The 24,850-nt window shown below is 63.0% G+C and carries 24 protein-coding genes; 9 read left to right on the top strand and 15 right to left on the bottom strand.

Annotation, left to right across the window (positions count from 1 at the left end; genetic code table 11):
• The first annotated feature begins 221 nt into the window (after positions 1-221).
• On the top strand, positions 222-3,452 hold the full coding sequence (gene rne / locus BHC62_RS07440) for a ribonuclease E (RefSeq protein WP_070994645.1): 3,231 nt from the start codon (positions 222-224) through the stop codon (positions 3,450-3,452).
• A 159-nt stretch (positions 3,453-3,611) separates the two neighbouring features.
• Here the strand turns inward: rne and BHC62_RS07445 are convergent, their stop codons facing one another.
• The 12 genes from BHC62_RS07445 to BHC62_RS07505 all read right to left on the bottom strand — a co-directional run bounded on the left by BHC62_RS07445 (position 3,612) and on the right by BHC62_RS07505 (position 15,207).
• On the bottom strand, positions 3,612-4,190 hold the full coding sequence (locus BHC62_RS07445; protein WP_070994646.1) for an NTP transferase domain-containing protein: 579 nt from the start codon (positions 4,188-4,190) through the stop codon (positions 3,612-3,614).
• Complete coding sequence (locus BHC62_RS07450) at positions 4,187-5,173, bottom strand: XdhC family protein (RefSeq protein ID WP_070994647.1); 987 nt, start codon at positions 5,171-5,173, stop codon at positions 4,187-4,189. Before BHC62_RS07450 ends, BHC62_RS07445 begins: the two co-directional genes overlap by 4 nt.
• Positions 5,173-7,494, bottom strand: a complete 2,322-nt coding sequence (locus BHC62_RS07455) for a xanthine dehydrogenase family protein molybdopterin-binding subunit (RefSeq protein WP_070994648.1) — start codon at positions 7,492-7,494, stop codon at positions 5,173-5,175. Before BHC62_RS07455 ends, BHC62_RS07450 begins: the two co-directional genes overlap by 1 nt.
• Positions 7,491-7,961 (bottom strand): (2Fe-2S)-binding protein, encoded by a 471-nt coding sequence (locus BHC62_RS07460; protein WP_029299710.1) that lies wholly within the window; start codon positions 7,959-7,961, stop codon positions 7,491-7,493. Before BHC62_RS07460 ends, BHC62_RS07455 begins: the two co-directional genes overlap by 4 nt.
• A 393-nt stretch (positions 7,962-8,354) precedes the next feature.
• Positions 8,355-9,374 carry a UDP-N-acetylmuramate dehydrogenase gene (gene murB / locus BHC62_RS07470; protein WP_070994650.1) on the bottom strand — a complete coding sequence of 340 codons (1,020 nt, stop codon included), beginning with the start codon at positions 9,372-9,374 and terminating at the stop codon, positions 8,355-8,357.
• The gene (locus BHC62_RS07475; RefSeq protein ID WP_029299713.1) at positions 9,371-9,835 is read right to left on the bottom strand and encodes a low molecular weight protein-tyrosine-phosphatase; all 465 of its coding nucleotides are present in this window, start codon (positions 9,833-9,835) and stop codon (positions 9,371-9,373) included. Before BHC62_RS07475 ends, murB begins: the two co-directional genes overlap by 4 nt.
• Complete coding sequence (gene kdsB, locus BHC62_RS07480; protein ID WP_070994651.1) at positions 9,835-10,599, bottom strand: 3-deoxy-manno-octulosonate cytidylyltransferase; 765 nt, start codon at positions 10,597-10,599, stop codon at positions 9,835-9,837. Before kdsB ends, BHC62_RS07475 begins: the two co-directional genes overlap by 1 nt.
• The gene (locus BHC62_RS07485) at positions 10,596-10,781 is read right to left on the bottom strand and encodes a Trm112 family protein (protein ID WP_003174668.1); all 186 of its coding nucleotides are present in this window, start codon (positions 10,779-10,781) and stop codon (positions 10,596-10,598) included. Before BHC62_RS07485 ends, kdsB begins: the two co-directional genes overlap by 4 nt.
• Positions 10,782-10,805: 24 nt before the next feature.
• Positions 10,806-11,816: a tetraacyldisaccharide 4'-kinase gene (gene lpxK / locus BHC62_RS07490; protein ID WP_070994652.1), complete on the bottom strand. Its 1,011-nt coding sequence runs from the start codon at positions 11,814-11,816 to the stop codon at positions 10,806-10,808.
• On the bottom strand, positions 11,816-12,244 hold the full coding sequence (locus tag BHC62_RS07495; protein WP_029299722.1) for a biopolymer transporter ExbD: 429 nt from the start codon (positions 12,242-12,244) through the stop codon (positions 11,816-11,818). The genes lpxK and BHC62_RS07495 overlap by 1 nt, the downstream gene beginning before the upstream one ends.
• The gene (locus BHC62_RS07500; RefSeq protein ID WP_029299724.1) at positions 12,241-12,876 is read right to left on the bottom strand and encodes a MotA/TolQ/ExbB proton channel family protein; all 636 of its coding nucleotides are present in this window, start codon (positions 12,874-12,876) and stop codon (positions 12,241-12,243) included. The genes BHC62_RS07495 and BHC62_RS07500 overlap by 4 nt, the downstream gene beginning before the upstream one ends.
• Positions 12,877-12,951: 75 nt before the next feature.
• A complete protein-coding gene (locus BHC62_RS07505) occupies positions 12,952-15,207 on the bottom strand; it encodes a DNA internalization-related competence protein ComEC/Rec2 (protein ID WP_256324283.1) in 2,256 nt (751 codons plus the stop codon).
• A 136-nt stretch (positions 15,208-15,343) separates the two neighbouring features.
• On the opposite strand from BHC62_RS07505, the gene BHC62_RS07510 reads away from it, so the two are divergent.
• The 5 genes from BHC62_RS07510 to BHC62_RS07530 all read left to right on the top strand — a co-directional run bounded on the left by BHC62_RS07510 (position 15,344) and on the right by BHC62_RS07530 (position 20,878).
• On the top strand, positions 15,344-15,859 hold the full coding sequence (locus tag BHC62_RS07510; RefSeq protein ID WP_029299728.1) for a DUF2062 domain-containing protein: 516 nt from the start codon (positions 15,344-15,346) through the stop codon (positions 15,857-15,859).
• A 260-nt stretch (positions 15,860-16,119) separates the two neighbouring features.
• Complete coding sequence (locus tag BHC62_RS07515; RefSeq protein WP_070994653.1) at positions 16,120-18,873, top strand: response regulator; 2,754 nt, start codon at positions 16,120-16,122, stop codon at positions 18,871-18,873.
• A 102-nt stretch (positions 18,874-18,975) separates the two neighbouring features.
• Positions 18,976-19,965 carry a 2-hydroxyacid dehydrogenase gene (locus tag BHC62_RS07520; protein ID WP_029299732.1) on the top strand — a complete coding sequence of 330 codons (990 nt, stop codon included), beginning with the start codon at positions 18,976-18,978 and terminating at the stop codon, positions 19,963-19,965.
• 71 nt (positions 19,966-20,036) lie between these two features.
• Positions 20,037-20,477: a hypothetical protein gene (locus BHC62_RS07525; protein WP_029299734.1), complete on the top strand. Its 441-nt coding sequence runs from the start codon at positions 20,037-20,039 to the stop codon at positions 20,475-20,477.
• On the top strand, positions 20,474-20,878 hold the full coding sequence (locus BHC62_RS07530) for an META domain-containing protein (protein WP_029299736.1): 405 nt from the start codon (positions 20,474-20,476) through the stop codon (positions 20,876-20,878). The genes BHC62_RS07525 and BHC62_RS07530 overlap by 4 nt, the downstream gene beginning before the upstream one ends.
• A gap of 123 nt (positions 20,879-21,001) precedes the next feature.
• Here the strand turns inward: BHC62_RS07530 and BHC62_RS07535 are convergent, their stop codons facing one another.
• Positions 21,002-21,463 (bottom strand): TlpA disulfide reductase family protein, encoded by a 462-nt coding sequence (locus tag BHC62_RS07535; protein ID WP_029299738.1) that lies wholly within the window; start codon positions 21,461-21,463, stop codon positions 21,002-21,004.
• Between the two features lie 115 nt (positions 21,464-21,578).
• Between BHC62_RS07535 and arsC the strand changes: the two genes are divergently transcribed.
• The 3 genes from arsC to BHC62_RS07550 are packed head-to-tail and all read left to right on the top strand — an operon-like array spanning position 21,579 to position 22,931.
• Positions 21,579-21,932 carry an arsenate reductase (glutaredoxin) gene (gene arsC, locus BHC62_RS07540; RefSeq protein ID WP_070994654.1) on the top strand — a complete coding sequence of 118 codons (354 nt, stop codon included), beginning with the start codon at positions 21,579-21,581 and terminating at the stop codon, positions 21,930-21,932.
• Positions 21,929-22,543 carry an NAD(P)H:quinone oxidoreductase gene (gene wrbA / locus BHC62_RS07545; RefSeq protein ID WP_029299742.1) on the top strand — a complete coding sequence of 205 codons (615 nt, stop codon included), beginning with the start codon at positions 21,929-21,931 and terminating at the stop codon, positions 22,541-22,543. The genes arsC and wrbA overlap by 4 nt, the downstream gene beginning before the upstream one ends.
• Positions 22,527-22,931, top strand: coding sequence for a DUF2069 domain-containing protein (locus BHC62_RS07550; RefSeq protein ID WP_029299744.1), 405 nt, complete (start codon positions 22,527-22,529; stop codon positions 22,929-22,931). The genes wrbA and BHC62_RS07550 overlap by 17 nt, the downstream gene beginning before the upstream one ends.
• A 97-nt stretch (positions 22,932-23,028) precedes the next feature.
• Here the strand turns inward: BHC62_RS07550 and BHC62_RS07555 are convergent, their stop codons facing one another.
• Positions 23,029-23,700 carry a DNA-3-methyladenine glycosylase I gene (locus tag BHC62_RS07555; RefSeq protein ID WP_032861540.1) on the bottom strand — a complete coding sequence of 224 codons (672 nt, stop codon included), beginning with the start codon at positions 23,698-23,700 and terminating at the stop codon, positions 23,029-23,031.
• A gap of 67 nt (positions 23,701-23,767) precedes the next feature.
• Positions 23,768-24,592, bottom strand: a complete 825-nt coding sequence (gene ttcA / locus BHC62_RS07560) for a tRNA 2-thiocytidine(32) synthetase TtcA (RefSeq protein WP_070994655.1) — start codon at positions 24,590-24,592, stop codon at positions 23,768-23,770.
• Positions 24,593-24,850: the final 258 nt, after the last annotated feature.

Raw genomic sequence — 24,850 nt, forward strand, 5'->3', positions numbered from 1 at the left:
ACGCTTCATCTCGTCCACAGTCGCCGGTTGATTCCTCCTCCTGACTGAGTGCTTATTAAGTCACCACAGCAAGCAGGACGCGTAAGTCGCGATACCAGCCCAATTGGCCGGTATTGCTGGACACTGGAGTGGCCAACCACTCTTGACGCACCTGACACCGACCGTGAGAAGTCGTGTGTGCCGAACGCCGTTTCCGGCAGCCCGGAAACCGACGGTACAACATGAAAAGAATGCTGATTAACGCAACTCAACCCGAAGAGTTGCGTGTTGCACTGGTAGATGGCCAACGCCTCTACGACCTGGACATCGAGTCCGGTGCACGCGAGCAGAAGAAGGCCAACATCTATAAAGGCCGGATTACTCGCATCGAGCCAAGCCTTGAGGCTGCCTTTGTCGATTTTGGCTCTGAGCGCCATGGCTTCCTGCCCCTCAAGGAAATCTCCCGCGAATACTTCAAGAAAGCCCCTGAAGGCCGCGTGAACATCAAGGACGTCCTGAGCGAAGGCCAGGAAGTCATCGTCCAGGTCGAAAAAGAAGAACGTGGCAACAAGGGCGCAGCCCTGACCACTTTCATCAGCCTGGCTGGCCGTTACCTGGTCCTGATGCCGAACAACCCGCGTGCCGGCGGCATCTCCCGTCGCATCGAAGGCGAAGAGCGCAACGAACTGCGTGAAGCGCTGAACGGCCTGATCGCCCCGGCCGACATGGGCCTGATCGTGCGCACTGCCGGCCTTGGCCGCAGCAGCGAAGAAATGCAGTGGGACCTCGATTACCTGCTGCAACTGTGGACTGCTATTAAAGAAGCATCCCTGGACCGCTCCGCGCCATTCCTGATCTATCAGGAAAGCAACGTGATCATCCGCGCCATCCGCGACTACCTGCGCCAGGACATCGGCGAAGTGCTGATTGACAGCGTTGAAGCCCAGGACGAAGCCCTGACCTTCATCCGCCAGGTGATGCCGCAGTACGCCAGCAAGATCAAGCTGTACGAAGACAGCGTACCGCTGTTCAACCGTTTCCAGATCGAAAGCCAGATCGAAACCGCCTTCCAGCGCGTAGTCGAACTGCCTTCCGGTGGCTCCATCGTCATCGATCCGACCGAAGCCCTGGTGTCCATCGACATCAACTCGGCGCGCGCCACCAAAGGCAGCGACATCGAAGAAACCGCCCTGCAGACCAACCTGGAAGCAGCCGAAGAGATCGCTCGCCAACTGCGCCTGCGTGATATCGGCGGCCTGATCGTGATCGACTTCATCGACATGACCCCAGCCAAGAACCAGCGCGCCGTGGAAGAAAAAGTCCGCGAATGCCTGGAAGCCGACCGTGCCCGCGTGCAAGTTGGCCGCATCTCGCGCTTCGGCCTGCTGGAAATGTCCCGTCAGCGCCTGCGTCCATCCCTGGGCGAGAGCAGCGGCATCGTCTGCCCGCGTTGCAACGGCACCGGCATCATCCGTGACGTTGAATCGCTGTCCCTGGCGATCCTGCGCCTGATCGAAGAAGAAGCCCTGAAAGACCGCACCGCCGAAGTCCGCGCGCAAGTGCCGATCCCGGTCGCCGCGTTCCTGCTCAACGAAAAACGCAACTCGATCACCAAGATCGAACTGCGCACCCGTGCCCGCATCGTGATCCTGCCGAACGATCACCTCGAGACGCCGCACTTCGAAGTCCAGCGCCTGCGTGACGACAGCCCGGAAGCCCACAGCGGCCAGTCCAGCTACGAAATCGCCGCGGCGGCTGCCGAAGTCGAAGAAGTCCAGCCAGCCGCCGCGACCCGCACCCTGGTTCGCCAGGAAGCTGCCGTCAAGACCGCGCCGGCCCGTGCCAATGCACCCGTGCCGGCTGAAGCCGCTGCCCCGGTTGCCGCGCCTGCTTCCCTGCCGGAACCAAGCCTGTTCAAGGGCCTGGTGAAGTCGCTGGTCAGCCTGTTCGCCACCAAGGAAGAGCCTGCTGCTCCAGCCGTGGTCGAGAAGCCTGCTGCTGAACGGCCTGCACGCAACGAAGAGCGTCGCAACGGTCGCCAGCAGAGCCGTAACCGCAACGGTCGCCGTGACGAAGAACGCAAGCCTCGCGAAGAGCGTGCACCGCGTGAAGAACGCGCACCACGTGAAGAGCGTCAACCGCGCGAAGCCCGTGAAGAAACTCCGGCCGTAGCCCGTGAAGAACGTGCTCCGCGTGAAGAGCGTGCGCCACGTGAAGAACGCGCACCGCGCGCGCCTCGCGCCCCACGTGAAGATCGCAAGCCGCGTGGCGAGCGTGAAGAACGTGTACGTGAACTGCGCGAGCCACTGGACGCCGCTCCAGCCGTGGCCGCCGCTGGTGCTGTTGCAGTGGATACCGCGACCGAAGAACGTCCGGCCCGCCAGCCCCGTGAAGAACGCGCCCCACGCCCACCGCGTGAAGAGCGTCAACCACGTGCCGAGCAAGCTGCCGCCGCCAGTGAAGAAGAACTGCTGAGCAACGACGAACAACCACAGGAAGATGGCCAGGACAACGCCGAAGGCGATCGTCCACGCCGCCGCTCCCGTGGCCAGCGTCGTCGCAGCAACCGTCGTGAGCGTCAACGTGATGCCAACGGCAATGTGATCGAAGGCTCGGAAGAGACCGGCGAAGCCACTGAAGAAGCAGCCAACAACGAGCCGACCAGCACCGAACTGGCTGCCGGCCTGGCCGTTACCGCAGCGGTTGCCAGCTCGATCATCAGCGCCCCTGCCGAAGCCGAAGCCAACCAGCAGGCCGAACGTGCCACCGCTGCCGTGCAGGAAACTGCCGTCGTCGAAGCACCGGTTGTCGAAGCCACCACCGTGGTCGAAGCACCTGCCGCTCCAGAAGTGGAAGTTGCGCCGGTTCACGAAGCCCAGCCTGAAGCTGAAGCCGAAGTCGTGGCCGCACCTGCGGTCGTGGTTGAGCCACAGCCTGCGGTTGAAGCGGTTGTCGAAGCGCCAGCTGCCGAGCCAACCCCAGAAGTGCATGAAGTTCGCGAAGAACAGACCGCCTTCCAGTGGACTGCCGAGCCAGCCGTCGTCGCCGAAGCACCAGCCCCGGCTCCGGTAGAGGAAGCTCCAGCACCTGTCGCCGAACCTGCGGTGGTTGCAGAACCAGTCGTGGTTGCCGAGCCGACTCCGGTGGTGGTGGAAACCCCAGTGGTAGCCGAAGTGGCCGCCCCAGTGGTCGAAGCCCCTGCCAGCGCCCTCACCGAAAACGGCCGTGCGCCTAACGACCCGCGTGAAGTGCGTCGTCGCAAGCGTGAAGCCGAGCGCCTGCAGAAAGAAGCCGAAGAAGCAGCGGCAGCGGCCCCGGCCGTAGTCGAGGCCGTTGCGCAAGCACCGGCCATCGAAGCTGAAGTTGAGCACACTGCCCCGGTCATCGACGAGAACCTGCGTTCCGTTGAAGAAGTGGTAGAGCACAACCCCAAAGCCCTGGAAGAAGAGCACGAGCCTAAACCCCTCGCCTGATTCCAACGGCAACTAAAAAGCCCCGCCTGAGCAATCAGGCGGGGCTTTTTTATGCGTTCCATTCAACGACAGAAATCAAATGTGGGAGCGGGCTTGCCCGCGATGGCGGTAGAGAGAGGCGCGGTGAGCTTGAGGCCGCCATCGCTGCCAAGCCAACCCCTACCTGAATTCCAGTGCTTGCGGCACATCCACATCCCACAACACCCCGGGATCATCCACCGGCACCTGCCGAACATCAGCCTGGGCAAACAGGGCCTTGGCACCACGATCCCCCGTCAGTTCCATCAAGGCGAGCCCCAATGCCTGGCCAAATGCAACGGGATGGCCCTGCCGGCCGGCGTGCACCGGCACACTGATCCCATCCACCCGCTCTATCACCCGCTCAATGCTCGACGCCTGAATAAACGGCATATCCCCCAACACCACCAGCCAACCCGCTGCCGGGGCACTGGCCGCCACCGCTGCCGCGATGCTGTCCCCCATGCCTGCCGACTCCAGCAGCAACACTTCGCAGCCATGATCCGTGGCCAGACGGATGACCTCGCTGCACGCTGGCGATGTAACGACCCACCGCCGAGTGATGCTGGCCGGCAGATTGAGCAGCACATGCTCGAAGACCGGCCGTGTCACTCCATCACGCCCCACACAATGAACCAGCAGTTTGTCCTGCCCGCTTTGCGCACGGAACCGGCTGCCCTGCCCCGCCGCCAGGACGATTGCGGTGATCGCACTCGTCAACTGACCGCCTCCCGTACGGGTTTGGCTTGCAACACTTCCACACCGTTCTTGATCGCGACGATGTGCGCCATCAGGGACAAGGCGATCTCTGCCGGCGTATGACTGCCAATATGAAGACCGATCGGGCCGTGCAGCCGCGCAATTGCCTCGGCCCCCAGGCCCAGTAACGCGAGGTTTTCCCGACGCTTGCGGCTATTGAGCTGTGAACCCAGGGCACCGATGTAGAACGCCCGGGAGTTCAACGCGGTCAGTAGCGCCATATCGTCCAGGCGCGGATCGTGGGTCAGGGCAACAATGGCCGTGCGCTCGTCCGTCTGGATATTGAGCACCGCCTCATCGGGCATTCCCGGCACAAAGCGCCCGTGCTGTTCTTCCCAGCCATGCACAAACTCCGCACGGGGATCGCAGATCAGTACTTCAAAATCCAACAGCCGCGCTATTTCTGCCACATAACGCGACAACTGGCCCGCACCGATCAGCAGCAGGCGCCAGCGCGGACCGTAGATGGCCCGCAAACGCTCACCGTCAAAACTGACGATGTCGGACTTGCTCGCCACGCTCAAGCGCACACTGCCCGTCGCCAAATCCAGCTCCCGCGCCACAATTTCATGGGCCTCACAACGCGCCAGCAACTCCGCCACCCAGGCATATTCCTCCACCCGCTCCTCCGTCAGGCGCAAGGTACCGCCGCATGGCAGACCAAAGCGCGCCGCTTCGTCGCGGGTGACGCCGTAGGTCACCAACTGCACCGGCGGCCCATTGTCTGGCAGGCGGCCATCGTGCAGACGGGCGATCAGGTCATCTTCGATGCAGCCACCGGATACCGAGCCGATCACCACCCCGTCGCCACGCAGGGCCAGCATCGCCCCCGGCGGCCGTGGTGCGCTGCCCCAGGTCTGGACCACGCTGTACAGCACCACCTGTTGCCCTGCGCGGCGCCACTCCAGCACGCTGCGCAGGACATTCAGATCCACGCTGTCCATCAGGCCTGCGCCTCCTGCTGCCAACCCTGCAACTGATAACGCACCGGCAGGTTACGGATGCGCTTGCCGGTGGCGGCAAATATCGCATTGCACAGCGCCGGCGCAATCGGCGGCACGCCCGGCTCACCCACACCGCCGAGGGGGACCTCGCCTGCCGGTGTGACCAAATGTATGGCAATTTCCCGGGGAGCCAGGGACATGCGCGCCACTTCGTACATATGGAAGTTGTCCTGCTGGACCTTGCCATCCTTGAAGCTGATTTCTCCCAGGACCGCATTCCCCAAGCCCATGACGCAAGCGCCCTCGAACTGCGAGCGGATGCGCTCCGGGTTGATTTGCGGGCCGCAATCCACGGCGATATCCGCCTTGTGCACGATCAACGTGCCATCGCCCTTGACCTCCACCTCGATCACCGCCGCCACATACGTCACAAAGCTGTAGTGCACCGCCAGCCCCAGGCCGCGCCCCTTGGGCAGCGTGCGCCCCCAGCCGGCAGCCTTGGCCGCGGTCTCGAGCACGCCACGCATGCGCGCCGTATCAATCGGGTAACGCTCGGGTGACTCGCCGTAGTTCCACTCTTCACTCAAAGTGCGTGGATCGATCTGACGATCCGGGCCCAGCAGCTTGAGCTGATATTTCAGCGGATCCTGGCCAGCCTTGTGCGCCAGCTCATCGACAAAGCTCTGGATGGCAAAACCATGGGGGATGTTCGACACCGAACGGTACCAACCCACACGGGTGTGGGCGGCGGCCTCGGGGTTTTCCAGGCGCACATTGGGAATGGCGTAGGCCATGTTGGTAAAGCCCATGCCCAATTCAAACGCGGCCTCATGGTTCATGCCCGGCGCAAACAGCGCGGTGATGCTCGGCGCCACGGTGCGGTGCAGCCAGGCGGAGGGCATGCCGTCCTTGTTCAGGCCGGCCTTGAGGTACTCGGCAGACACGGTGTGAAAGTAGGAGTTATGGATATCGTCTTCACGGGTCCACTGCACGCGCACGGCCTTGCCGGGAAACTCCTTGGCCAGCACCGCAGCTTCAATGATGAAGTCCGGCTTGGACTTGCGCCCAAAGCCGCCGCCCAACAGGGTGACGTGGATCGTGACGTTATCGAATGGCAAACCAAGGCGCTCGGCGACCCGCTCCCGCGTGACCTGCGGCGCCTGGCTCGGCGCCCAGGCCTCGCATTGCCCGTCTTGATAACGGGCCACGGCAACCATCGGCTCCATGGGCGACTGCGCCAGGTGTGGCAAGTAATACGCGGCTTCCAGGGTGCTGTCGGCATCGCTCAGGGCCTGGTCGATGCTGCCGGTATTGCGCACCACTTTGCCGGGCTCAAGGGCCGCGGCTTCCAGGGTCTTGCGGTAGTCGATGGAGTTGTAGCCGGCATTGACGCCGTCCTCCCAGACAATCTGCAGCGCTTCACGCCCCTTGATCGCCGCCCAGGTATTGCTGGCAACCACCGCTACACCGCCCAAGGGCTGGAACTCCGAGGGCACGGGCCGGCTTTCGATTTGCAGGACCTTGATCACCCCGGGGACTTTCAACGCCGCGCTGGCATCGAACGACTTGACCTTGCCGCCATACACCTTGGGCCGCGCAATGGTCGCAAACAACATGCCGTCAAAATGCACATCGGCGCCGTACACCGCCCGGCCGTTGACGATATCGGCACCGTCGATGGCCTTGGTGGCCTCCTTGCCGATATAGCGAAACTCCGATGGCTGCTTGAGCCGTAGGCTGTCCCGCGCCGGCACCGCCAGCGCACCGGCGGCTGCAGCCAGGGCGCCATAGCCCAGCTCACGGCCGCTGGGCTGGTGAATCACTTTATGCAACTGCGCACGGCACTCGCCCAGCGGCACTTTCCACTGCTCGGCGGCGGCCTGTTCCAGCATGCTGCGCACGGCTGCGCCGCAACGGCGCATCGGTTCATACCAGTGGCGCATGCTGCGCGAACCGTCGGTATCCTGGTTGCCAAAACGCACTTCATCGCCCGGGGCCTGCGCAACCTTCACCAGCGCCCAATCGGCCTCCAACTCGTCGGCCACCACCATGGTCAGGCTGGTGCGCACGCCTTGTCCCATTTCGGAGCGGTTGCAGATCACGGTGACAGTGCCATCGGTGGCGATGCTGACATACACCTTGGGGTCATCGATCACGCCGTTGGGCATGGCTGCCCCGCCGTATTGCTTCACCTCCTCGGCAAAAGCCTGGGGCAGGCCCCAACTGGCGGCCACCACCAGCGCACCGGTCGCACCGACGCCCTTGAGGAAACCACGACGGCTCAGGTTGTTCAGGGCGAAATTGCTTGGCAACTGGCTCATGCCTTGTCCCCCTGCAGATGCGTCGCGGCCTGGCGGATCGCTGTCTTGATACGGTTGTACGTGCCGCAGCGGCAGATGTTGCCGACCATGGCCTCTTCAATCTGCGCATCGCTGGGATTGGGGTTGGTTTTCAGCAGTGCCGTAGCCGACATGATCTGCCCACCCTGGCAGTAACCACACTGGGCCACTGCCGTGTCCAGCCACGCTTGCTGCACAACCTGGCCAACCGGGTCATTGTGCAGGTTATCGATGGTGCTGACGTTCTGCCCTTTGACCGAGCCAATAGGCGTGATGCAACTGCGGGCCGGCGAGCCATCGATATGGATAGTGCAGGCGCCGCACAGGCCCATGCCGCAACCGAATTTGGTGCCGTTGTAACCCGCCACATCGCGGATCGCCCACAACAGGGGCATGTCCTCGGTGACATCCAGCGGATGATCTTGACCGTTGAGTTTGAGAGTAATCATGGGCACGCCCGCATAGTGATTGGATTATGGGGTCGAGCTATCTGCCGCTTTCAGGGGAGCGGAGTTGGTTCACGCAGATGGCTCAGGCTAATCGGGCTCTCTTGTGAAGACAGGTGTTGCGTCAGGGAATGTGCATCACTGTAGGAGCGAGCCTGCTCACGAAAAACGCCAGGACACCACGTTGATTCAGAGCGCCCACGTCATCGTTGACGATCTTCGCGAGCAAGCTCGCTCCTACCATTCCCTGCACGAACAACACCGACCTTTCACCGGGCCTTTGATAAACAGTATCTATAAAACGATAAACAGGCATCGTTAGCCTGCTAAGTTAACCCAGCATTAACAAAAAAGCCCTGCAATGCAGGGCTTTGTTCAACACGCTAGAAGCGTAGCTCAATAACGATTGGGCTCCATTTCCAGATCGACCTTGAAGCGCTCGGCGATATCGCGCTGGATGCGTTGGGCCAGGCTGGAAATCTCCAGGCCCGTGGCCGCGCCGTAGTTGACCAGCACCAGCGCCTGCAAGCGATGCACACCAGCATCACCGTCGCGAAAGCCTTTCCAGCCGGCCTTTTCAATCAACCAGCCGGCCGCCAGTTTCACTTGGCCATCGGCCTGGGGGTAAGCCACCAGATCGGGATACTGCAGCTTCAATTGCGCCGCCAGCACCTGGGGCACCAGCGGGTTCTTGAAGAAACTACCGGCGTTGCCCAAGACCGCAGGGTCTGGCAGTTTCTCACTGCGAATGCTGCAAATGGCCCGGCTGACATCGCTCGGTGTCGCCTGGGTAATGCCCTGCTCAGCCAGGCGTTGTTGCACCGGGCCATAGCCGAGTTGCAAGTGCGCCACGCGGCTCAAGGTAAAGCGTACGCGCAGGATCAGCCAGCGCCCCACTTCGTGCTTGAACAGGCTGTCGCGGTAGGCGAAGTTGCATTCTGCCAGGCTGAAATCCCGCAACTCGCCGGTCTGGCGGTCGAGGGCGGTCAGGCCGGCGAACACATCCTTGATCTCGACCCCGTAGGCGCCAATGTTCTGCATCGGTGCCGCACCGACCGTACCGGGAATCAGGCTGAGGTTTTCCAGGCCAGAGAACCCTTGTGCAAGGGTCCACAGCACAAAGGGATGCCAGGCCTCCCCCGCCTCGGCTTCCACCACAACCTGCTGGCCGTCGTCGTGCAGCACCCGGATACCCTGGGTTGCCATGCGCAATACCAACGCCGGGATGTCCTGGGTCAGCAGCAGGTTGCTGCCGCCCCCGATCACCAGCAACGGCAGCTGTTGCGCCGCCGCATAGGCCAGGGCCTCACGCACATCGGCATCGTTATGGGCTTCGGCGAACAACTGCGCACGCACATCAATGCCAAAACTGTTGAAGGCCTTCAGGGAAACCTGGGGCTGTACATCCAGGCTCATAAACGCCCCTTCAATTCGATCACCAGCAAATCACAGGCGGCCTCGATCAGGTCCAGGACCTGCTCAAAACCTTGCTCGCCGTCGTAATACGGATCCGGCACTTCATCCACCGCCGAGTCGTAGCGGCGCAGGAACAGGTCCAACTCTGCCTTGCCCTGGGCCGGTTGCATGGCCTTGAGGTTACGCAGGTTGCTCTGGTCCATGGCCAGGATCAGGTCATAACGCGCAAAGTCGGCGCGCGACACCTGCTGGGCACGCTGGGCCGACAAGTCGTAGCCACGGCGCAGCGCCGCTTGCTGGCTGCGCTTGTCCGGCGCCTTGCCGATATGCCATTCGCCGGTGCCGGCGGAGGCCACCTCGACCTGGTCGGCCAGCCCGGCAGCCCGCAATTTATGGCGCAGGACGCCTTCGGCGGTGGGTGAGCGGCAGATATTGCCCAGGCAAACAAACAGGACTTCCATCAAGCCCCCAGCAACCGACGCACGCGCTCAAGGTCTTCCGGCGTATCGACGCCGGCCGGCGGGGCTTCCATGGCATCGTCGACATGAATGCGCACGCCGTGCCACAGGGCCCGCAGTTGCTCCAGGGCCTCGGTGTTTTCCAGCCAGCATGGGCCCCAACTGACGAAGTCATGCAGGAAACCGGCGCGGTAGGCGTAGATGCCGATATGGCGGCGATACGGCACGCCGGCCGGCAAGACGTCACGTTGCCTGGCGAATTCATCGCGCGCCCAGGGCAGGGTCGAACGGCTGAAGGTCAAGGCCAGGCCATTGATGTCACTGACCACCTTGACCACATTGGGGTTGAACAAGGTCTCAATGTCTTCGATCGGTTCGGCCAGGGTCGCCATGCGCGCTTCGGCATGGGCGGCCAGGTTGGCGGCGACCTGGTCGATGACACACGGCGGGATCAGCGGCTCGTCGCCTTGCACGTTGACCACGATGGCGTCCGGCGCCAGGCCCAGGTGCGTGGCGACTTCCGCCAGGCGGTCGGTGCCGGAGTTGTGGTCTTCACGGGTCAGCACCGCTTCGGCGCCAAAACCCTTGCAGGCCTCGATGATCCGCAGGTCATCAGTGGCCACCACAACGCGCTGGGCGCTGCTTTTGCAGGCCTGTTCCCAGACCAGTTGGATCATCGGCTTGCCGCCGATCATCTGCAAAGGTTTGCCGGGCAGGCGGGTGGAGGCATAGCGCGACGGGATGACAACAGTGAAGGCAGTGGTCATTTATCCAGGCGCTCGTCGGTCGTCAGGGTACGGGCTTCGCTTTCCAGCATCACCGGGATGCCGTCGCGGATCGGGTACGCAAGGCCTGCGCCTTTGCTGATCAGCTCGGTCTTGTCGGCGCTGAGCTTGAGCGGGCCTTTGCAGATCGGGCAAGCGAGGATATCGAGCAGTTTGGTGTCCATGGGGGTTTCCTGGATAAAAGCGTTTTAAGGCAAAAGTCGAGCCGGCAGCAGGCGCATCAGTTGCGTGTCGAACCAGGCGATAAACGCCGGTGACGGTGCCGCATCGACTGCAAGGTACCACCAGTGTGCCTGGGCAAAGGCGCGGCACTTCACCGCGTCCTTTTCGGTCATGACCAGCGGCAGTGACGGCGTAAAATTCAGGACCTCGGCGCTGTAGGGCGCATGGTCGGCAAACGCATGGGGTATCGGCAGCCAGTGTAGCGTTTCAAGGGTATTGAAGAAACGTTGCGGGTTGCCGATGCCGGCGACCGCATGCACCCGCTGCCCCTGCGGAAAATGGTCCAGTGGCTGGCGCTCGCCGGTCAGCAGGTTGACCAGGGTGGTGGGTAGCAGGCGGAAGGCAAAGCCATCCTCGCGATCAGCCCCGGCGCCGTTGTAGAGCAGCGCATCGACGCTGCGCAGGCGCTCGACCGGCTCGCGCAGCGGCCCGGCGGGCAGGCAGCGGCGATTGCCCAGGCCGCGGGCGTTGTCGATCAGCACCAGTTCAAGGTCACGGGCCAGGCGGTAATGCTGCAGGCCATCGTCGGACAGGATCAGGTCCAGGGTGTCGCTGGCGAGCAGGGCCTGCACCGCACGGCTGCGATCAGGGTCGATCACCAGGGGGACGCCACTGCGCTGCACGATCAGCAAGGGCTCGTCACCGGCCACTTGCGCGCTATCGCTGGCTCGCACCCGCCAGGGCAACTGCGGCGGCTTGGCCCCGTAGCCACGGCTGACCACGCCAACCCGCAGGCCACTGCGCTGGCAATGGTCGATCAACCACAGGATCAACGGCGTCTTGCCCGTGCCGCCCACGGTGATATTGCCGACCACGACGATGGGCACCGGTGATTGGTAGATCGTCCCCTCGCCCGCCAGGAACCGGTCGCGCTTGCGCTTGACCACCCGGCGATAGAGCGCCTCCAACGGTTGCAGAAGCTTGAGCGCCGGATGGCCCTCGTACCAGGCCTTGAGCAAACGATCGGACAAGGCCATCAAGGCTGCCCCGCCGCCTCGACGGTGGTCATGCGCAAATGGCTGAAACCGAGCTTGCCGGCAGCATCCATTGCGGTGATCACGGCCTGGTGCGGGGTCTTGCCATCGGCGCTGATGGACAGCGGCATTTGCGTATCACCGCCGGACTCCTTCTGCAGCGCGTCCATTACGCTGGCCACGTCGTTCTTCTCAAGCAACTGGTTGTTCACCGAAAACACCCCTTCGGCGCTGATGGTGATCTCCAACTGCTTGAGCTGCTGGTCTTCGGCCGGCGAGCCGCTGACGGCTTCCGGCAGTTCGACCCGCAGTTGGGTTTCCCGGGTAAAGGTGGTGGTGACGACAAAAAACAACAACAGGATAAACACCACATCGATCAACGACGCCAGGTTGATATCGACGGTTTCCCGAGGCTTGCGGCGAAATTTCACGCTTTGCCCTCGACCAGGTCGACGTCACGGTCGCCCTGGACCACTTCCACCAGCTTGATCGCCTCCTGCTCCATACCCACCACCAGTTCATCGATGCGGCGCTGCAGGAAGCGGTGGAAGAATACCGCCGGGATACCCACCATCAAGCCCGCAGCCGTGGTGATCAAGGCCTTGGAAATCCCCCCGGCCAATACCGAGGCGTTGGTGGTCATGCCCGAACCGGTAAAGGCGCTGAAGATATCGATCATGCCCAGCACCGTGCCAAGCAAGCCGAGCAACGGTGCCATCGCGGCGATGGTGCCCAGGGCATTGATATAGCGCTCCAGCTCGTGGATGACCCGGGCGGCGGCTTCTTCAATGCATTCCTTCATGATCTCGCGACCGTGCTTGGAGTTGGCAAGGCCGGCGGCGAGGATCTCGCCCAGGGGGGAATTGGCCCGCAATTCCTTGAGTTTTTCCTTGTCCAGTTGCTTGTCCTTGATCCAGCGCCAGACCTGCCCCAGCAGATGATCAGGGGTCACGCGGCTGGCACGCAGGGTCCACAGGCGTTCGGCAACGATGCCGAGTGCGGCGATGGAGCTCAGAATGATCGGCAACATCATCCAGCCGCCGGATTTGACCAATTCCCACACAGTGAATGTCCCCTCGAAAAAGTGCGCCACTTTAGCATATAGGCTGACGAGGAAGGGCCTGCCCGCCGACAGCCATCATGTCGCAGGCACCGGCCTTTGGTAACTGTCAATGACAGGCGCGCGCCAGAAACGACGCTGGCTGCGTGCCATGACCGGCGCCTGGAAAGCCCCCAGGCGCAGGCGGATGGCGCCCTGCTCGGCGCTGTCATAAATGGCGCTGCGCAAATACCGGTAACGCGCCAGTACTTGCGGGTGCGGATGGCCAAAGGAGTTGCCACGCCCGCGGGAGATCAGCACGGCCTTGGGGGCGACTCGCTGGACGAACGGCCATGACGAGGAACTGCGACTGCCATGATGGGGCGCTTGCAGCCAATCGGTGGCGACCGCCAGGGGCGTGCCGAGCAAGGCCCGCTCGGCCTCGCGGTCTATATCGCCGGTCAGCAGCAGGCGCTCACCATTGGCCTGGACTTGCAGCACGCAGGACTTCGCATTGCCGCTGCTGGCATCCGCCCATTGCCACAGTTGGAACGCCACACCGTCCCATTCCCATTGCTCACCGCTGACACAGGCCTGGGTCTGGAGGAACGCTGGCAGGCCCTGGGTTTCCCCGCCCACCACCCGTTTGACCGGCAACCCCCGCGCCACCGCCGCAGCGCCCCCGGCATGGTCGGCGTCGGCGTGACTGAGCAGCATCAAGTCCACTTGGCCAACCCCCAGCTTGCGCAGCGCCGGCAGTACCACGCGCTCACCGAGGTCGAACTCCCCAAGCCGCGGACCGGCGTCATACAAAAGCACGTGGTTGCGGGTGCGCAGCACTATCGACAGGCCCTGGCCGACATCCAGTTGCTCCACCGCTACCTGCCCCAACGGGATCGATTCGCGGGGCGGGAACACCGCCAGCAGCAACATGGGCCAACCCAGCAGGCGAAAGGGAATGCCCTTGGGCATCAATAACAGCAGTGCCCCCAGCAGGCTCAGCAACCAGTAGCCAACGGGCACCTCGGCAGGCATCCAGGCCGGTACGCGCTCGGCCAGCATGGCCAGGGCCATGAACAGCCAATCCAGTGCGCCACCCGCCAGCCACAGCAGGCCGCCGCCCAGCCACGGCAGCGCCAGCAACAGCGTGCCCGCCAGCGCCAACGGCAGCACCAGCAGGCTGATCCACGGCACGGCAAACAGATTGGCCAGCGGCGCGCTCAAGCTGATGGGCAGGCCGAGGATCAGCAGCAGCGGGAACAGACCAATAGCGATCAGCCATTGGGCACGGGTCCAGGCAAGCCAGGCGCGCCATGGCCCCAGGCGGCCGCCGAAGGCCAGCACCAACACGGCCACGGCGGCAAACGACAGCCAAAACCCCGGTTGCAGGCTGGCCAGCGGCTCGATGACCAACACCGCATTCAGGGCCAGCAGTAGTGGCCACCAGATCCCCAGATGGCGAAACCGCAAGCGCCACAGCAGCACCAGCCCCACCATTACACAGGCCCGCTGCACCGGCACTTCAAAACCGGCCAGCACGCCATAGGCCAGCGCCCCGGCAAATGCCAGGCCGCAGGCCCAAGGCAGCCAGGGCAAGCGCCTGGGCCAGCCGCCGTAGCGGGCCAGCCCGGCCACCAGGGCGTAGATCAAGCCCGACAACAGGCCGATATGTTGACCGGAGATGACCAATAGATGCACGGTGCCAGTGGCCTGCAAAATGCGCCAGTCCTCGGCGGCCAGACCGGAGCCGTCGCCCAGCACCAGTGCAGCCAGCCCGGCTTCGCGGCCCTGGGCATCGACTGCCAACAACTGCTGGCGGATCCCATCGCGCCAGGCATGCCGGGCCGGCGCCAGGCGCTGGCCATCCTTGACCGAACCGATCGCCCCCACACGCTGGGCCAACAGCCAGGCCTCCTGGTCGAAGCCATGGAAATTCAGTAGGCCGGCGGGACGCTTGAGGGTCACCGCCAAACGCCAGCGCTCACCGCTGCGCACTGCGGGGCCACCCTGCCAGCTCACGCGGATACGCTGGGGCAGCCGGTCCTGACGTGACCGGCTGTCGCTCAACTCGAAGCGCACCACCCCATTGGCCTGCTGCGCCAGCCCGCTGACGCGCCCTTCCAGCCAGCGGGTCTGGCCGTCCAGCGCGGGGCTGAGCCGATCGTCGAGGGCTCGTTGCGCGCTGAAACAGGCCCACCCCAGGCCCAACAGGAAAAATGCCAGCGGATAAGTTCGAAATGGCAGCAGCATCAACGCCACCACCGGCAACACCAGCAACCAACCGACCGGCGGCAAGGCAGGCAGCAGGCGCAACGCCAGCAGCCCCAACGCCAGCGCAAACATCCCTGTACGCATGGATCATTCCTTGAAAGTGACCCATTGAGTGTTAGCCGAGTGGTTCCGGGCGGACTATGATTTTTTGTCACAAAGTCTGAATTTCCCGTTCGTAGAATACGGGCATACTTGCCCCTCGAACTGACCTGGACCCCCTATGCCACGGCGCTTATTCAAACGGTACATGCCCGATCCGACCAGCATTCGGGAACACAAGTCCTTACGCTTTCTCGGGACGCTGCTCCATGACCCCAACCTTTGGCACCTCAACCGGCACTCGGTTGCCCGGGCCATGGCTGTCGGCCTGTTTGCCGCCTTCATTCCCATCCCCTTGCAGATGCTGCTGGCGGCCGTCCTCGCCATCTGCGTGCGCGGCAATATGCCCATTGCCGTGAGCCTGGTATGGCTAACCAACCCAATCACCATGCCGGTGGTGTTCTTCTGCACCTACATGACCGGCACCTGGCTGATGAACATCCCACCGCGCACCCTGCCCGACGAACTGACCTGGGAATGGATTAGTGGGCAACTGTCGACCATGTGGCAGCCGTTCCTGCTGGGCTCGGTGGTGATGGGGCTGGTCTTGGGCGCGCTGGCGTACTGCCTGACGATGGTGTACTGGCGGTGGTGGGTGGGTCATCAATGGAAAAAGCGCCAGCAGCGTAATCGATAGAAGGCGGCCCCTCAGTTCAGGAGCAGAGATGTCCCGGCGGGCGCCATCGCGAGCAAGCCAGCGCCTACCGAAGTACGCGTACGCTTTGACGATCAGGGAGGCAGCGATACCCGCCGTTACTGCCGCTCAATAATCCCGCCATCGCCCTCTCAAGCATTTTTTGCAAGATTCCAAGCCCCTCATATGGCTACACTGCGCAGGTAGCGCGGGCCGGATGCCTGCGTAGAATGTCGACATCAGTGTGGTAGCGGGAGAGTGGCGTGCTAAGAAGAATGGGGATAAAAGGCCGCGTACTGTTGCTGACCTTGTTGCCTACCAGCCTGATGGCGTTGCTGCTGGGCGGTTATTTCACCTGGATGCAGCTTTCGGACCTGCAAACCCAGCTGCTCAATCGCGGCGAGATGATCGCCGAACAGTTGGCGCCGCTGGTGGCACCGGCACTGGGCAGCAAGAACATCGATCTGCTGGAGCGCATCGCTACCCAGTCCCTGGAACAAGTCGATGTGCGGGCCGTGTCCTTCCTGGCGCCCGACCGCTCGTCCCTGGCCCATGCCGGCCCGACCATGCTCAACCCACCGCCCATCGGCAACAGCTCCCACCTGTTGCAACGCACCGACAATGACGCCACCCGCTACCTGCTGCCCGTGTTCGGCCGCCATCGCAACCTCGCCGGCGAGCTGATTCCCGACGAAGCCGACCGCCTGCTGGGCTGGGTCGAGCTGGAACTGTCGCACAACGGCATGTTGCTACGCGGCTATCGCAGCCTGTTCGCCAGCCTCCTGTTGATCGCCGTCGGCCTGATCTGCAACGCAGCCCTGGCACTGCGCATCAGCCGCACGATCAACTCACCCATCGGGCAGATCAAGCAAGCGGTGGCGCAGCTCAAGGATGGCAACCTGGAAACCCGTTTGCCGCCCTTGGGCAGCCAGGAGCTGGATCAACTGGCGTCCGGTATCAACCGCATGGCCGAAACCCTGCAAAACGCCCAGGAAGAACTGCAACACAGTATCGACCAGGCCACCGAAGATGTGCGCCAGAACCTGGAAACCATCGAGATCCAGAACATCGAGCTGGACCTGGCCCGCAAGGAGGCCCTGGAAGCCAGCCGCATCAAGTCGGAGTTCCTGGCCAATATGAGCCATGAAATCCGCACGCCGCTCAACGGCATCCTCGGTTTTACCCACCTGCTGCAGAAAAGCGAACTGTCGCCCCGTCAGTTGGATTACCTGGGCACCATCGAAAAATCCGCCGACAACCTGCTGGGTATCATCAACGAAATTCTCGACTTCTCGAAAATCGAAGCCGGCAAGCTGGTACTCGACAATATTCCGTTCAACCTGCGCGACCTGCTGCAAGACACCCTGACCATTCTCGCCCCGGCCGCCCACGCCAAACAGCTGGAGCTGGTGAGCCTGGTCTACCGCGATACGCCCCTGTCCCTGGTGGGCGACCCGTTGCGTCTCAAGCAGATCCTCACCAACCTGGTGAGCAATGCCATCAAGTTCACCCGCGAGGGCACTATCGTGGCCCGGGCCATGCTTGAAGACGAGCAGGAAGACAGCGTACAACTGCGCATCAGCGTGCAGGACACCGGCATCGGCCTGTCCAACCAGGATGTACGCGCCCTGTTCCAGGCCTTCAGCCAGGCCGATAACTCACTGTCCCGCCAGCCCGGCGGCACGGGGTTGGGCCTGGTGATCTCCAAGCGCCTGATCGAGCAGATGGGCGGTGAAATCGGCGTCGACAGCACGCCGGGCCAGGGTTCGGAGTTCTGGATCAGCCTCAACCTGCCCAAGACCCGCGACGATATCGAAGACCTGCCCTCCCCGCCGCTGCTGGGCCGGCGCGTGGCGGTGCTGGAGAATCACGAACTGGCGCGCCAGGCCCTGCAACACCAGTTGGAAGACTGTGGCCTGGAGGTCACGCCGTTCAACAGCCTGGAGAACCTCACCAACGGCATCACCAGCGCGCACCAGACCGAACATGCCATCGATCTGGCGGTGTTGGGCATCACCGCCAATGACATTCCGCCGGAACGCCTCAACCAACACCTGTGGGACCTCGAACACCTGGGCTGCAAAGTCCTGGTGCTGTGCCCGACCACCGAGCAATTGCTGTTCAACCTGTCGGTGCCCAACCCCAACAGCCAGCTGCAGGCCAAACCGGCCTGCACCCGCAAATTGCGCCGGGCACTGTCCGACCTGATCAGCCCGCGGCCGTTGCGCAGCGAGCCCGGCGAACCGTTGTCCAGCCGCGCACCACGGGTGCTGTGTGTCGATGACAACCCGGCCAACCTGCTGCTGGTGCAGACCCTGCTCGAAGACATGGGCGCCAAGGTCCAGGCCGTGGAAAGCGGCTATACCGCCATCGAAGCGGTGAAAAAAGAAGCCTTCGACCTGGTGCTGATGGATGTGCAGATGCCCGGTATGGACGGGCGCCAGAGCACCGAGGCGATTCGCCAGTGGGAAAGCGAGCGCCATGGCACACCGCTGCCTATCGTCGCGCTGACGGCCCATGCCATGGCCAATGAAAAACGCGCCCTGCTGCAAAGCGGCATGGATGACTACCTGACCAAACCCATCAGCGAGCGGCAACTGGCCCAAGTGGTGCTGAAATGGACCGGCCTGGCCTTGCGCAATCAAGGCCCGGAGCGCGCCGTCGAAGGCCACGGCCCCGCCGCCCAACTGCCAGTGCTGGACCATGAGGAAGGCCTGCGCCTGGCGGCCGGCAAGGCAGACTTGGCCGCCGACATGCTGGCCATGCTGCTGGCGTCCCTGGAAGCCGACCGCGAGGCGGTGTGCATCGCCCGCGAAGCCAACGACAATAACGCGCTGATCGAACGGGTCCACCGCCTGCACGGCGCCACCCGCTACTGCGGCGTGCCGCAATTACGCGCCGCCTGCCAGCGCGCCGAAACCTTGCTCAAGCAAGATGACGCCAAGGCCATCGCCGCCCTTGATGAGTTGGACATGGCGATTGCCCGCCTTGCCAGCGAAGCCCGGGTCAACGCCTGACACAGAACAACACGCCAACCCCCCATGACGGGCAACATACCTGTAGGAACCGGCTTGCCGGCGCCTACAGGTACCACACGCTATCTTGCAGGGAGCCCTTTGATGCGCATCATTGTATTCAGCAGCCAGACCTATGACCGCGACAGCTTTCTCGCCGAACCGCTGCCCGCAGGCATGGAGCTGCAATTCCAACCGGCACGCCTGAACCTCGATACCGTGGCCCTGGCCGACAAACACGAAGTGGTCTGTGCCTTTATCAACGACGACCTCAGTACAGCGGTGCTCGAACACCTCGCCGCCGGTGGCACGCGCCTGATCGCCCTGCGCTCGGCCGGCTACAACCATGTGGACCTGGCCGCCGCCAAACGCCTGGGCCTGACCATCGTGCGGGTGCCTGCCTACTCGCCCCACGCGGTGGCCGAACATGCCGTGGCCCTGGTGCTGGCCCTCAATCGTCGCCTGCACCGCGCCTACAACCGCACCCGCGACGGCGACTTCAGCCTGCACGGCCTGACCGGTTTCGACCTGGTAGGCAAGACCGTTGGCGTAGTGGGCACCGGGCAGATCGGCGCGACCTTTGCCAAGATCATGGCCGGTTTTGGCTGCACCTTGCTGGCCTACGACCCCTATCCCAACCCGCAGGTCGAAGCCCTTGGCGCGCGCTATGTCGACCTGCCCCAGTTATTGGCCCAGGCGCAGATCATCAGCCTGCACTGCCCGCTGACCGCCGACAGCAAGCACTTGATCAATGCCCAATCCCTGGCCCATATGCAGCCCGGGGCGATGCTGATCAATACCGGGCGCGGCGGCCTGGTGGATACCCCGGCGCTGATCGAAGCGCTCAAGGACGGGCAATTGGGCTACCTGGGCCTGGATGTGTACGAGGAAGAAGCCCAACTGTTTTTTGAGGACCGCTCGGACCTGCCGTTGCAGGACGACGTGCTGGCGCGCTTGCTGACCTTCCCCAATGTAATCATCACCGCGCACCAGGCATTCCTGACACGCGAAGCGCTGGCGGCGATTGCCGGGACCACCCTGGCCAATATCCAGGCCTGGGCCAGCGGTCAACCGCAAAACCTGGTGCACGGATGATCAACGGTCACATACCGCGCGCATGGTAAACAGGCGAGCGTGATAGGATGCCGCGCCTATTTGGAGGATCCATGGCCGAACACGATTTCCGCTTCAGTTTGCTGAGCCCACAACACACCCTGATCGAATGCCGCGCCCTGGTGCCGGGTCGTTACCAAGTCACCGGCAATGGTGGCTCGATCAAGCATGGCGACGTGCTGATCGTCACCTTGCGCGGCAGCAAGACCCTGTCGATGCGCCTGACCGTCGAAGGCGATGCGCGCTACTCCATCCGCCCGGCCGGGCAATGGGTCGCCATGGCGCAAGGGCCGAAGTTCGGCGAGCTGGAAATTCACACCTGGAAGGTCAACTGCGACAGCTGCGACGCGGTGCTGGAGTTTGAGTTCTCGGTGGAGACCAAGCTGACCAAGGAGCCACTGCAACCGGCGGCCACCGCGCGCATTGCCGAGCTGGGCTGGGCCACTGTCGGTGATAAACACCGTTGCCCGAAATGCCAGAAGGCCGCGCAATGAAGCGCCTGCTGGTGCTCGCCGCGCTGGGCGTCGGCCTCGCCGGCTGCGCTAGCGATGAGGTCAAGCTCAAGCAGGATCACAGCTACATCGTCGAATGGATCGGCGAACGGCCGCTGATGGATTACGCCCACCTGACCGTGACCCTCGGCGCCGATGGCCGGGCCTATGGCAATGGCGGCTGCAACCACTGGTTCGCGCCCTACAGCCTGGACGGTGACAAGCTCAGCTTCGGCAAGATCGGCAGTACCCGCAAGCTGTGTGCCGAAGCCCTGATGGAGCAGGAGCAGCGCTTCTTCAAGGCCCTGGAAACCGTGCAGCGCTGGGATATCTCGCCCATCGAGCAAACCCGCTTCTGGCCTGCCGAGGGCAAGCCTCTGCGCCTGTGGCTGGAAGAAGGCTGACCCAACGCCTGTAGGAGCGAGCTTGCTCGCGAAGAACGTCAACAAAAACCCGTGCATCCAGGATGAACGCGGTGCCTGTGAGTGCTTCGCGAGCGAGCTCGCTCCTACAGAGATCGCGAAGCTTCAGCCGCGCAACTCTTTGAGCTTGGCCAGTACACCTTCCGCCGTCTGCTCACCCAACATCTGCGCCCGCACCTTGCCCTTGTCATCGATGATGTAGGTCACCGGCAACGCTTCGCTGCGCGGGATATCAAAAATCGCCTCGGGGTTCTGTGCCAACACGGTGAACTTGATGCCCAGCTTCTCGCTCGCGCTCTTGAGTTCTTCACCCTGCACGTTGTCGAAGTTGACGCCGAACACACTCACCGGCTGGCCCTTGAGCTGCTCGGCCAGGGCGTTGAGCTCAGGGATTTCGATGCGGCACGGACCACACCACTCGGCCCAGTAATTGACCACCAGCCATTGCTTGTCGACGCGTTCGGACGCGACTTTCTGACCGTATTGGTCGACGCCATAATCATTGCCGCAGCCACTGAGCAGGAGGGTGGTGATAACTGCCAGTGCGCCTATCAGTCGCCGTGTCATGGGGTAATCCTTAGCAAAAATGAACGTGGGCTGCGGCCGATCGCCTCTTACGGTTTAAGCACAAGCCGCAGCGCAGGTAGAATACCCGCCACCTTACGCAAGATGCGACCCGCACATGACCGATCTGACGCTTTATCACAACCCGCGCTGCTCGAAATCCCGCGGTGCGCTCGAACTGCTGCAAGCCCGTGGCCTGGCGCCCAACGTCGTGCGTTACCTGGAAACCCCGCTGGACGCCGCGCAACTTGAAGCCCTGCTCGGCAAACTGGGGATCAGCGCCCGGCAACTGCTGCGCACCGGCGAAGACGAATACAAGACCCTCAACCTGGCCGACGCCAGCCTCAGCGAGGCGCAATTGATTGCTGCCATCGCCGCCCACCCCAAGTTGATGGAACGGCCGATCCTGGCCACCGCCGACAAGGCCGTGATTGGCCGCCCGCCGGAAAATATCCTGGAGATCCTGCCGTGAGCGCGCCCTACGTCCTGGTGTTGTATTACAGCCGCAACGGCTCGGTCAGCGAAATGGCCCGGCAGATTGCCCGAGGCATCGAGCAAGGCGGCCTGGAGGCGCGCCTGCGCACGGTACCGGCAATCTCCAGCGAGTGTGAGGCCGTAGCGCCGAGCATCCCGGCCGAAGGTGCGTTGTACGCCAGCCTCGACGACCTGAAGAACTGCGCGGGCCTGGCCCTGGGCAGCCCGACGCGCTTTGGCAACATGGCCGCGCCGTTGAAGTATTTTCTCGACGGCACCAGCAACCTGTGGCTGACCGGCGCCCTGGTCGGCAAGCCAGCCGGGGTGTTCACCTCGACCGCCAGCCTGCACGGCGGCCAGGAAACCACCTTGATGTCGATGCTGCTGCCACTGCTGCACCACGGCATGCTGATCACCGGCCTGCCCTACAGCGAACAGGCGTTGCTCGACACCCAGGGCGGCGGTACGCCCTACGGCGCCAGCCACCATTCCGGCGCTGACGGCAAGCGTGCCCTGGACCCCCATGAAATCGCCCTGTGCCGCGCCCTCGGCCTGCGGCTGGCGAAGACGGCAGCGAAACTGGAGAGTGGCCGTGGCCAAGAAGCCTAAAGTCCTGCCGCCCCAGGCCTGGCTCGAACCCCGGGTCAAGGTGGCACGGGCCTTGAGCCTGCTGGCGTTTTTTGGCCTGGTAGGCCTGCTCTGCGTTTACTACCTGCTGGTCGCCGACCTGCATGGCGCCCGGCCCTGGGTGATCCTGCTGATCGAACTGGTGCCGCTGCTGATCCTCGCGCCAGGCATGCTCATGGGCAGTGCGCGCGGGCATTCGTGGATGTGTTTTGTGGTGAACCTGTATTTCATCAAGGGCGCCCTGGCGGCCTATGACCCCAACCGCCAGTGGTTTGGCGTGCTGGAGATGCTGGCGAGCGTGGCAGTGTTCTGCACGGCGCTGCTGTATGTGCGTTGGCGGTTCCAGCTCAATCGGCGGTTGGCCATGTAGGAGCGAGCTTGCTCGCGGAAAACGTTAACGATGACGCGGGCATTCAGAATGCACGCGGCGCCCTCAGGTTTTTCGCGAGCAAGCTCGCTCCTACAGGTCAATGGTTGACGGTATAGGCCAGCATCATCGACAACTGGCACATCGGCCGCCCGCTCTCGGCGTGCCACTGGTTGAACGCCGCCTGCACCGTCGCCAGGTCCCGCAGGCTGGTGGGGGCCTTGTCGACAATCTTCTGCGCATTGAGCGCCGCGACCACGTCATAGCTCGGCACAAAAGTGTCCTTGCCTACCATGCGCAAGAAGCGCGGCGCGGACAACCCGCCCAACTGGTGGCCGTGTTTGCTCAGGTATTTCCACAGTCCAACGATATCGGTCACCGGCCAATCGGCGATCAGTGCGCCGAAGCTGCCCTTTTCCTGCGCGACGTCGAGAATCATCTGCGCATTGCGTGGCACGCTCTTGAGTTTGCCCAGGTGGCGGATGATCCGCGTGTCCTGCATGAGGCGCTCAAGGTGCTCGGCGCCCATCAACACGACTTTTTCTGGATCAAAACCAAAGAACACCTGCTCGAACGCCGGCCACTTGGCGTCCACCACACTGTGCTTGAGCCCGGCGCGGAATACCCGCAGCGACAGGGTCGACAGGTAGCGGTCATCGCTGATCTGGCGCAATTGCGCTGGCGTCTTGGGCACCGGCAGGTGGGCTTCCAGCTCGGCCGCCGAACCAAAGCGGTTCAGACAGTATTCGTGCAGCCATTTGTAATCGCGCATGCCCTCTCCTACGGGTTGAAATGAAAACGGCGCCCATGAGCGCCGTCTGTCAGAGCCTGGAAAAGGCTCAGAGGTTCACAATGTTGACGAAGCGCGAAGCGGCGGTTTCATCGATGCGCAGGCTGGTGAAGTCGAACAGGTTGCGGTCGGCCAACTGCGACGGGATCACATTCTGCAGGCTGCGGAAGATGCTTTCGGTGCGCCCCGGCGTCTTGCGCTCCCACTCCTGGAGCATGTCCTTGACCACCTGGCGCTGCAGGTTCTCTTGGGAGCCGCAGAGGTTGCAGGGGATGATCGGGAACTGCTTGAAGTCGGAGTAGGCCTGGATGTCCTTCTCGTTGCAATACGCCAGCGGGCGGATCACCACGTTGCGCCCGTCATCGGCACGCAGCTTGGGCGGCATGGCCTTGAGGGAGCCGTTGAAGAACATATTGAGGAAGAAGGTCTCGACGATGTCATCACGATGATGACCCAAGGCCATCTTGGTCGCGCCGATTTCATCGGCAAAGGTGTACAGGGTGCCACGACGCAGGCGCGAGCACAGCGAGCAGGTGGTCTTGCCTTCCGGGATCAGTTCCTTGACCACCGAATAGGTGTCTTTCTCGACGATGTGGTATTCGATGCCGAGAGTCTTGAGGTAGGCCGGCAGCACATCCTCGGGGAACCCGGGTTGTTTCTGGTCCATGTTGACGGCAACGATGTCGAACTTGATCGGCGCGACCTTCTGCAGGTGTATCAGCACGTCCAGCATGGTGTAGCTGTCTTTGCCGCCAGACAGGCAGACCATGACCTTGTCGCCCTCCTCGATCATGTTGAAGTCAGCGACAGCCTCACCGGCCAGGCGCCGCAGGCGTTTTTGCAGTTTGTTCTGATTGACGGTAAGGGTGCCCATGGCGCTTGGATCCGCGAAAAGGTGTGTGACGAAAAGCCGGGTATTTTAGCGGTATGGAGCACCGAGTTCCAATGTGGGAGGGGGCTTGCTCCCGATGGCGGTGGATCGATCAATAAATCCGCTGCCTGACCTACCGCTATCGCGGGCAAGCCCGCTCCCACAGGGGACTGCATTCCACGTCACAGACCCAGGCGCGATTAAGCCCAGTGTTTACAGTGCAATTTGCTCTAAAGCCACACACTTTTTCCGGTCATCACT

This window comes from Pseudomonas sp. 06C 126, from assembly GCF_001855215.1.
In the GTDB taxonomy this organism is placed as follows: Bacteria; Pseudomonadota; Gammaproteobacteria; order Pseudomonadales; family Pseudomonadaceae; genus Aquipseudomonas; species Aquipseudomonas proteolytica.

What these genes read in the sequence shown, in the direction of transcription:
- rne (WP_070994645.1), top strand. Translation starts at nt 222, where the DNA reads ATGAAAAGAATGCTGATTAACGCAACTCAACCCGAAGAGTTGCGTGTT.
- BHC62_RS07450 (WP_070994647.1), bottom strand. Translation starts at nt 5,173, where the DNA reads ATGGACAGCGTGGATCTGAATGTCCTGCGCAGCGTGCTGGAGTGGCGC.
- BHC62_RS07455 (WP_070994648.1), bottom strand. Translation starts at nt 7,494, where the DNA reads ATGAGCCAGTTGCCAAGCAATTTCGCCCTGAACAACCTGAGCCGTCGT.
- BHC62_RS07460 (WP_029299710.1), bottom strand. Translation starts at nt 7,961, where the DNA reads ATGATTACTCTCAAACTCAACGGTCAAGATCATCCGCTGGATGTCACC.
- murB (WP_070994650.1), bottom strand. Translation starts at nt 9,374, where the DNA reads ATGAGCCTGGATGTACAGCCCCAGGTTTCCCTGAAGGCCTTCAACAGT.
- BHC62_RS07475 (WP_029299713.1), bottom strand. Translation starts at nt 9,835, where the DNA reads ATGGAAGTCCTGTTTGTTTGCCTGGGCAATATCTGCCGCTCACCCACC.
- kdsB (WP_070994651.1), bottom strand. Translation starts at nt 10,599, where the DNA reads ATGACCACTGCCTTCACTGTTGTCATCCCGTCGCGCTATGCCTCCACC.
- BHC62_RS07485 (WP_003174668.1), bottom strand. Translation starts at nt 10,781, where the DNA reads ATGGACACCAAACTGCTCGATATCCTCGCTTGCCCGATCTGCAAAGGC.
- lpxK (WP_070994652.1), bottom strand. Translation starts at nt 11,816, where the DNA reads ATGGCCTTGTCCGATCGTTTGCTCAAGGCCTGGTACGAGGGCCATCCG.
- BHC62_RS07505 (WP_256324283.1), bottom strand. Translation starts at nt 15,207, where the DNA reads ATGCGTACAGGGATGTTTGCGCTGGCGTTGGGGCTGCTGGCGTTGCGC.
- BHC62_RS07510 (WP_029299728.1), top strand. Translation starts at nt 15,344, where the DNA reads ATGCCACGGCGCTTATTCAAACGGTACATGCCCGATCCGACCAGCATT.
- BHC62_RS07520 (WP_029299732.1), top strand. Translation starts at nt 18,976, where the DNA reads ATGCGCATCATTGTATTCAGCAGCCAGACCTATGACCGCGACAGCTTT.
- BHC62_RS07525 (WP_029299734.1), top strand. Translation starts at nt 20,037, where the DNA reads ATGGCCGAACACGATTTCCGCTTCAGTTTGCTGAGCCCACAACACACC.
- BHC62_RS07530 (WP_029299736.1), top strand. Translation starts at nt 20,474, where the DNA reads ATGAAGCGCCTGCTGGTGCTCGCCGCGCTGGGCGTCGGCCTCGCCGGC.
- BHC62_RS07535 (WP_029299738.1), bottom strand. Translation starts at nt 21,463, where the DNA reads ATGACACGGCGACTGATAGGCGCACTGGCAGTTATCACCACCCTCCTG.
- arsC (WP_070994654.1), top strand. Translation starts at nt 21,579, where the DNA reads ATGACCGATCTGACGCTTTATCACAACCCGCGCTGCTCGAAATCCCGC.
- BHC62_RS07555 (WP_032861540.1), bottom strand. Translation starts at nt 23,700, where the DNA reads ATGCGCGATTACAAATGGCTGCACGAATACTGTCTGAACCGCTTTGGT.
- ttcA (WP_070994655.1), bottom strand. Translation starts at nt 24,592, where the DNA reads ATGGGCACCCTTACCGTCAATCAGAACAAACTGCAAAAACGCCTGCGG.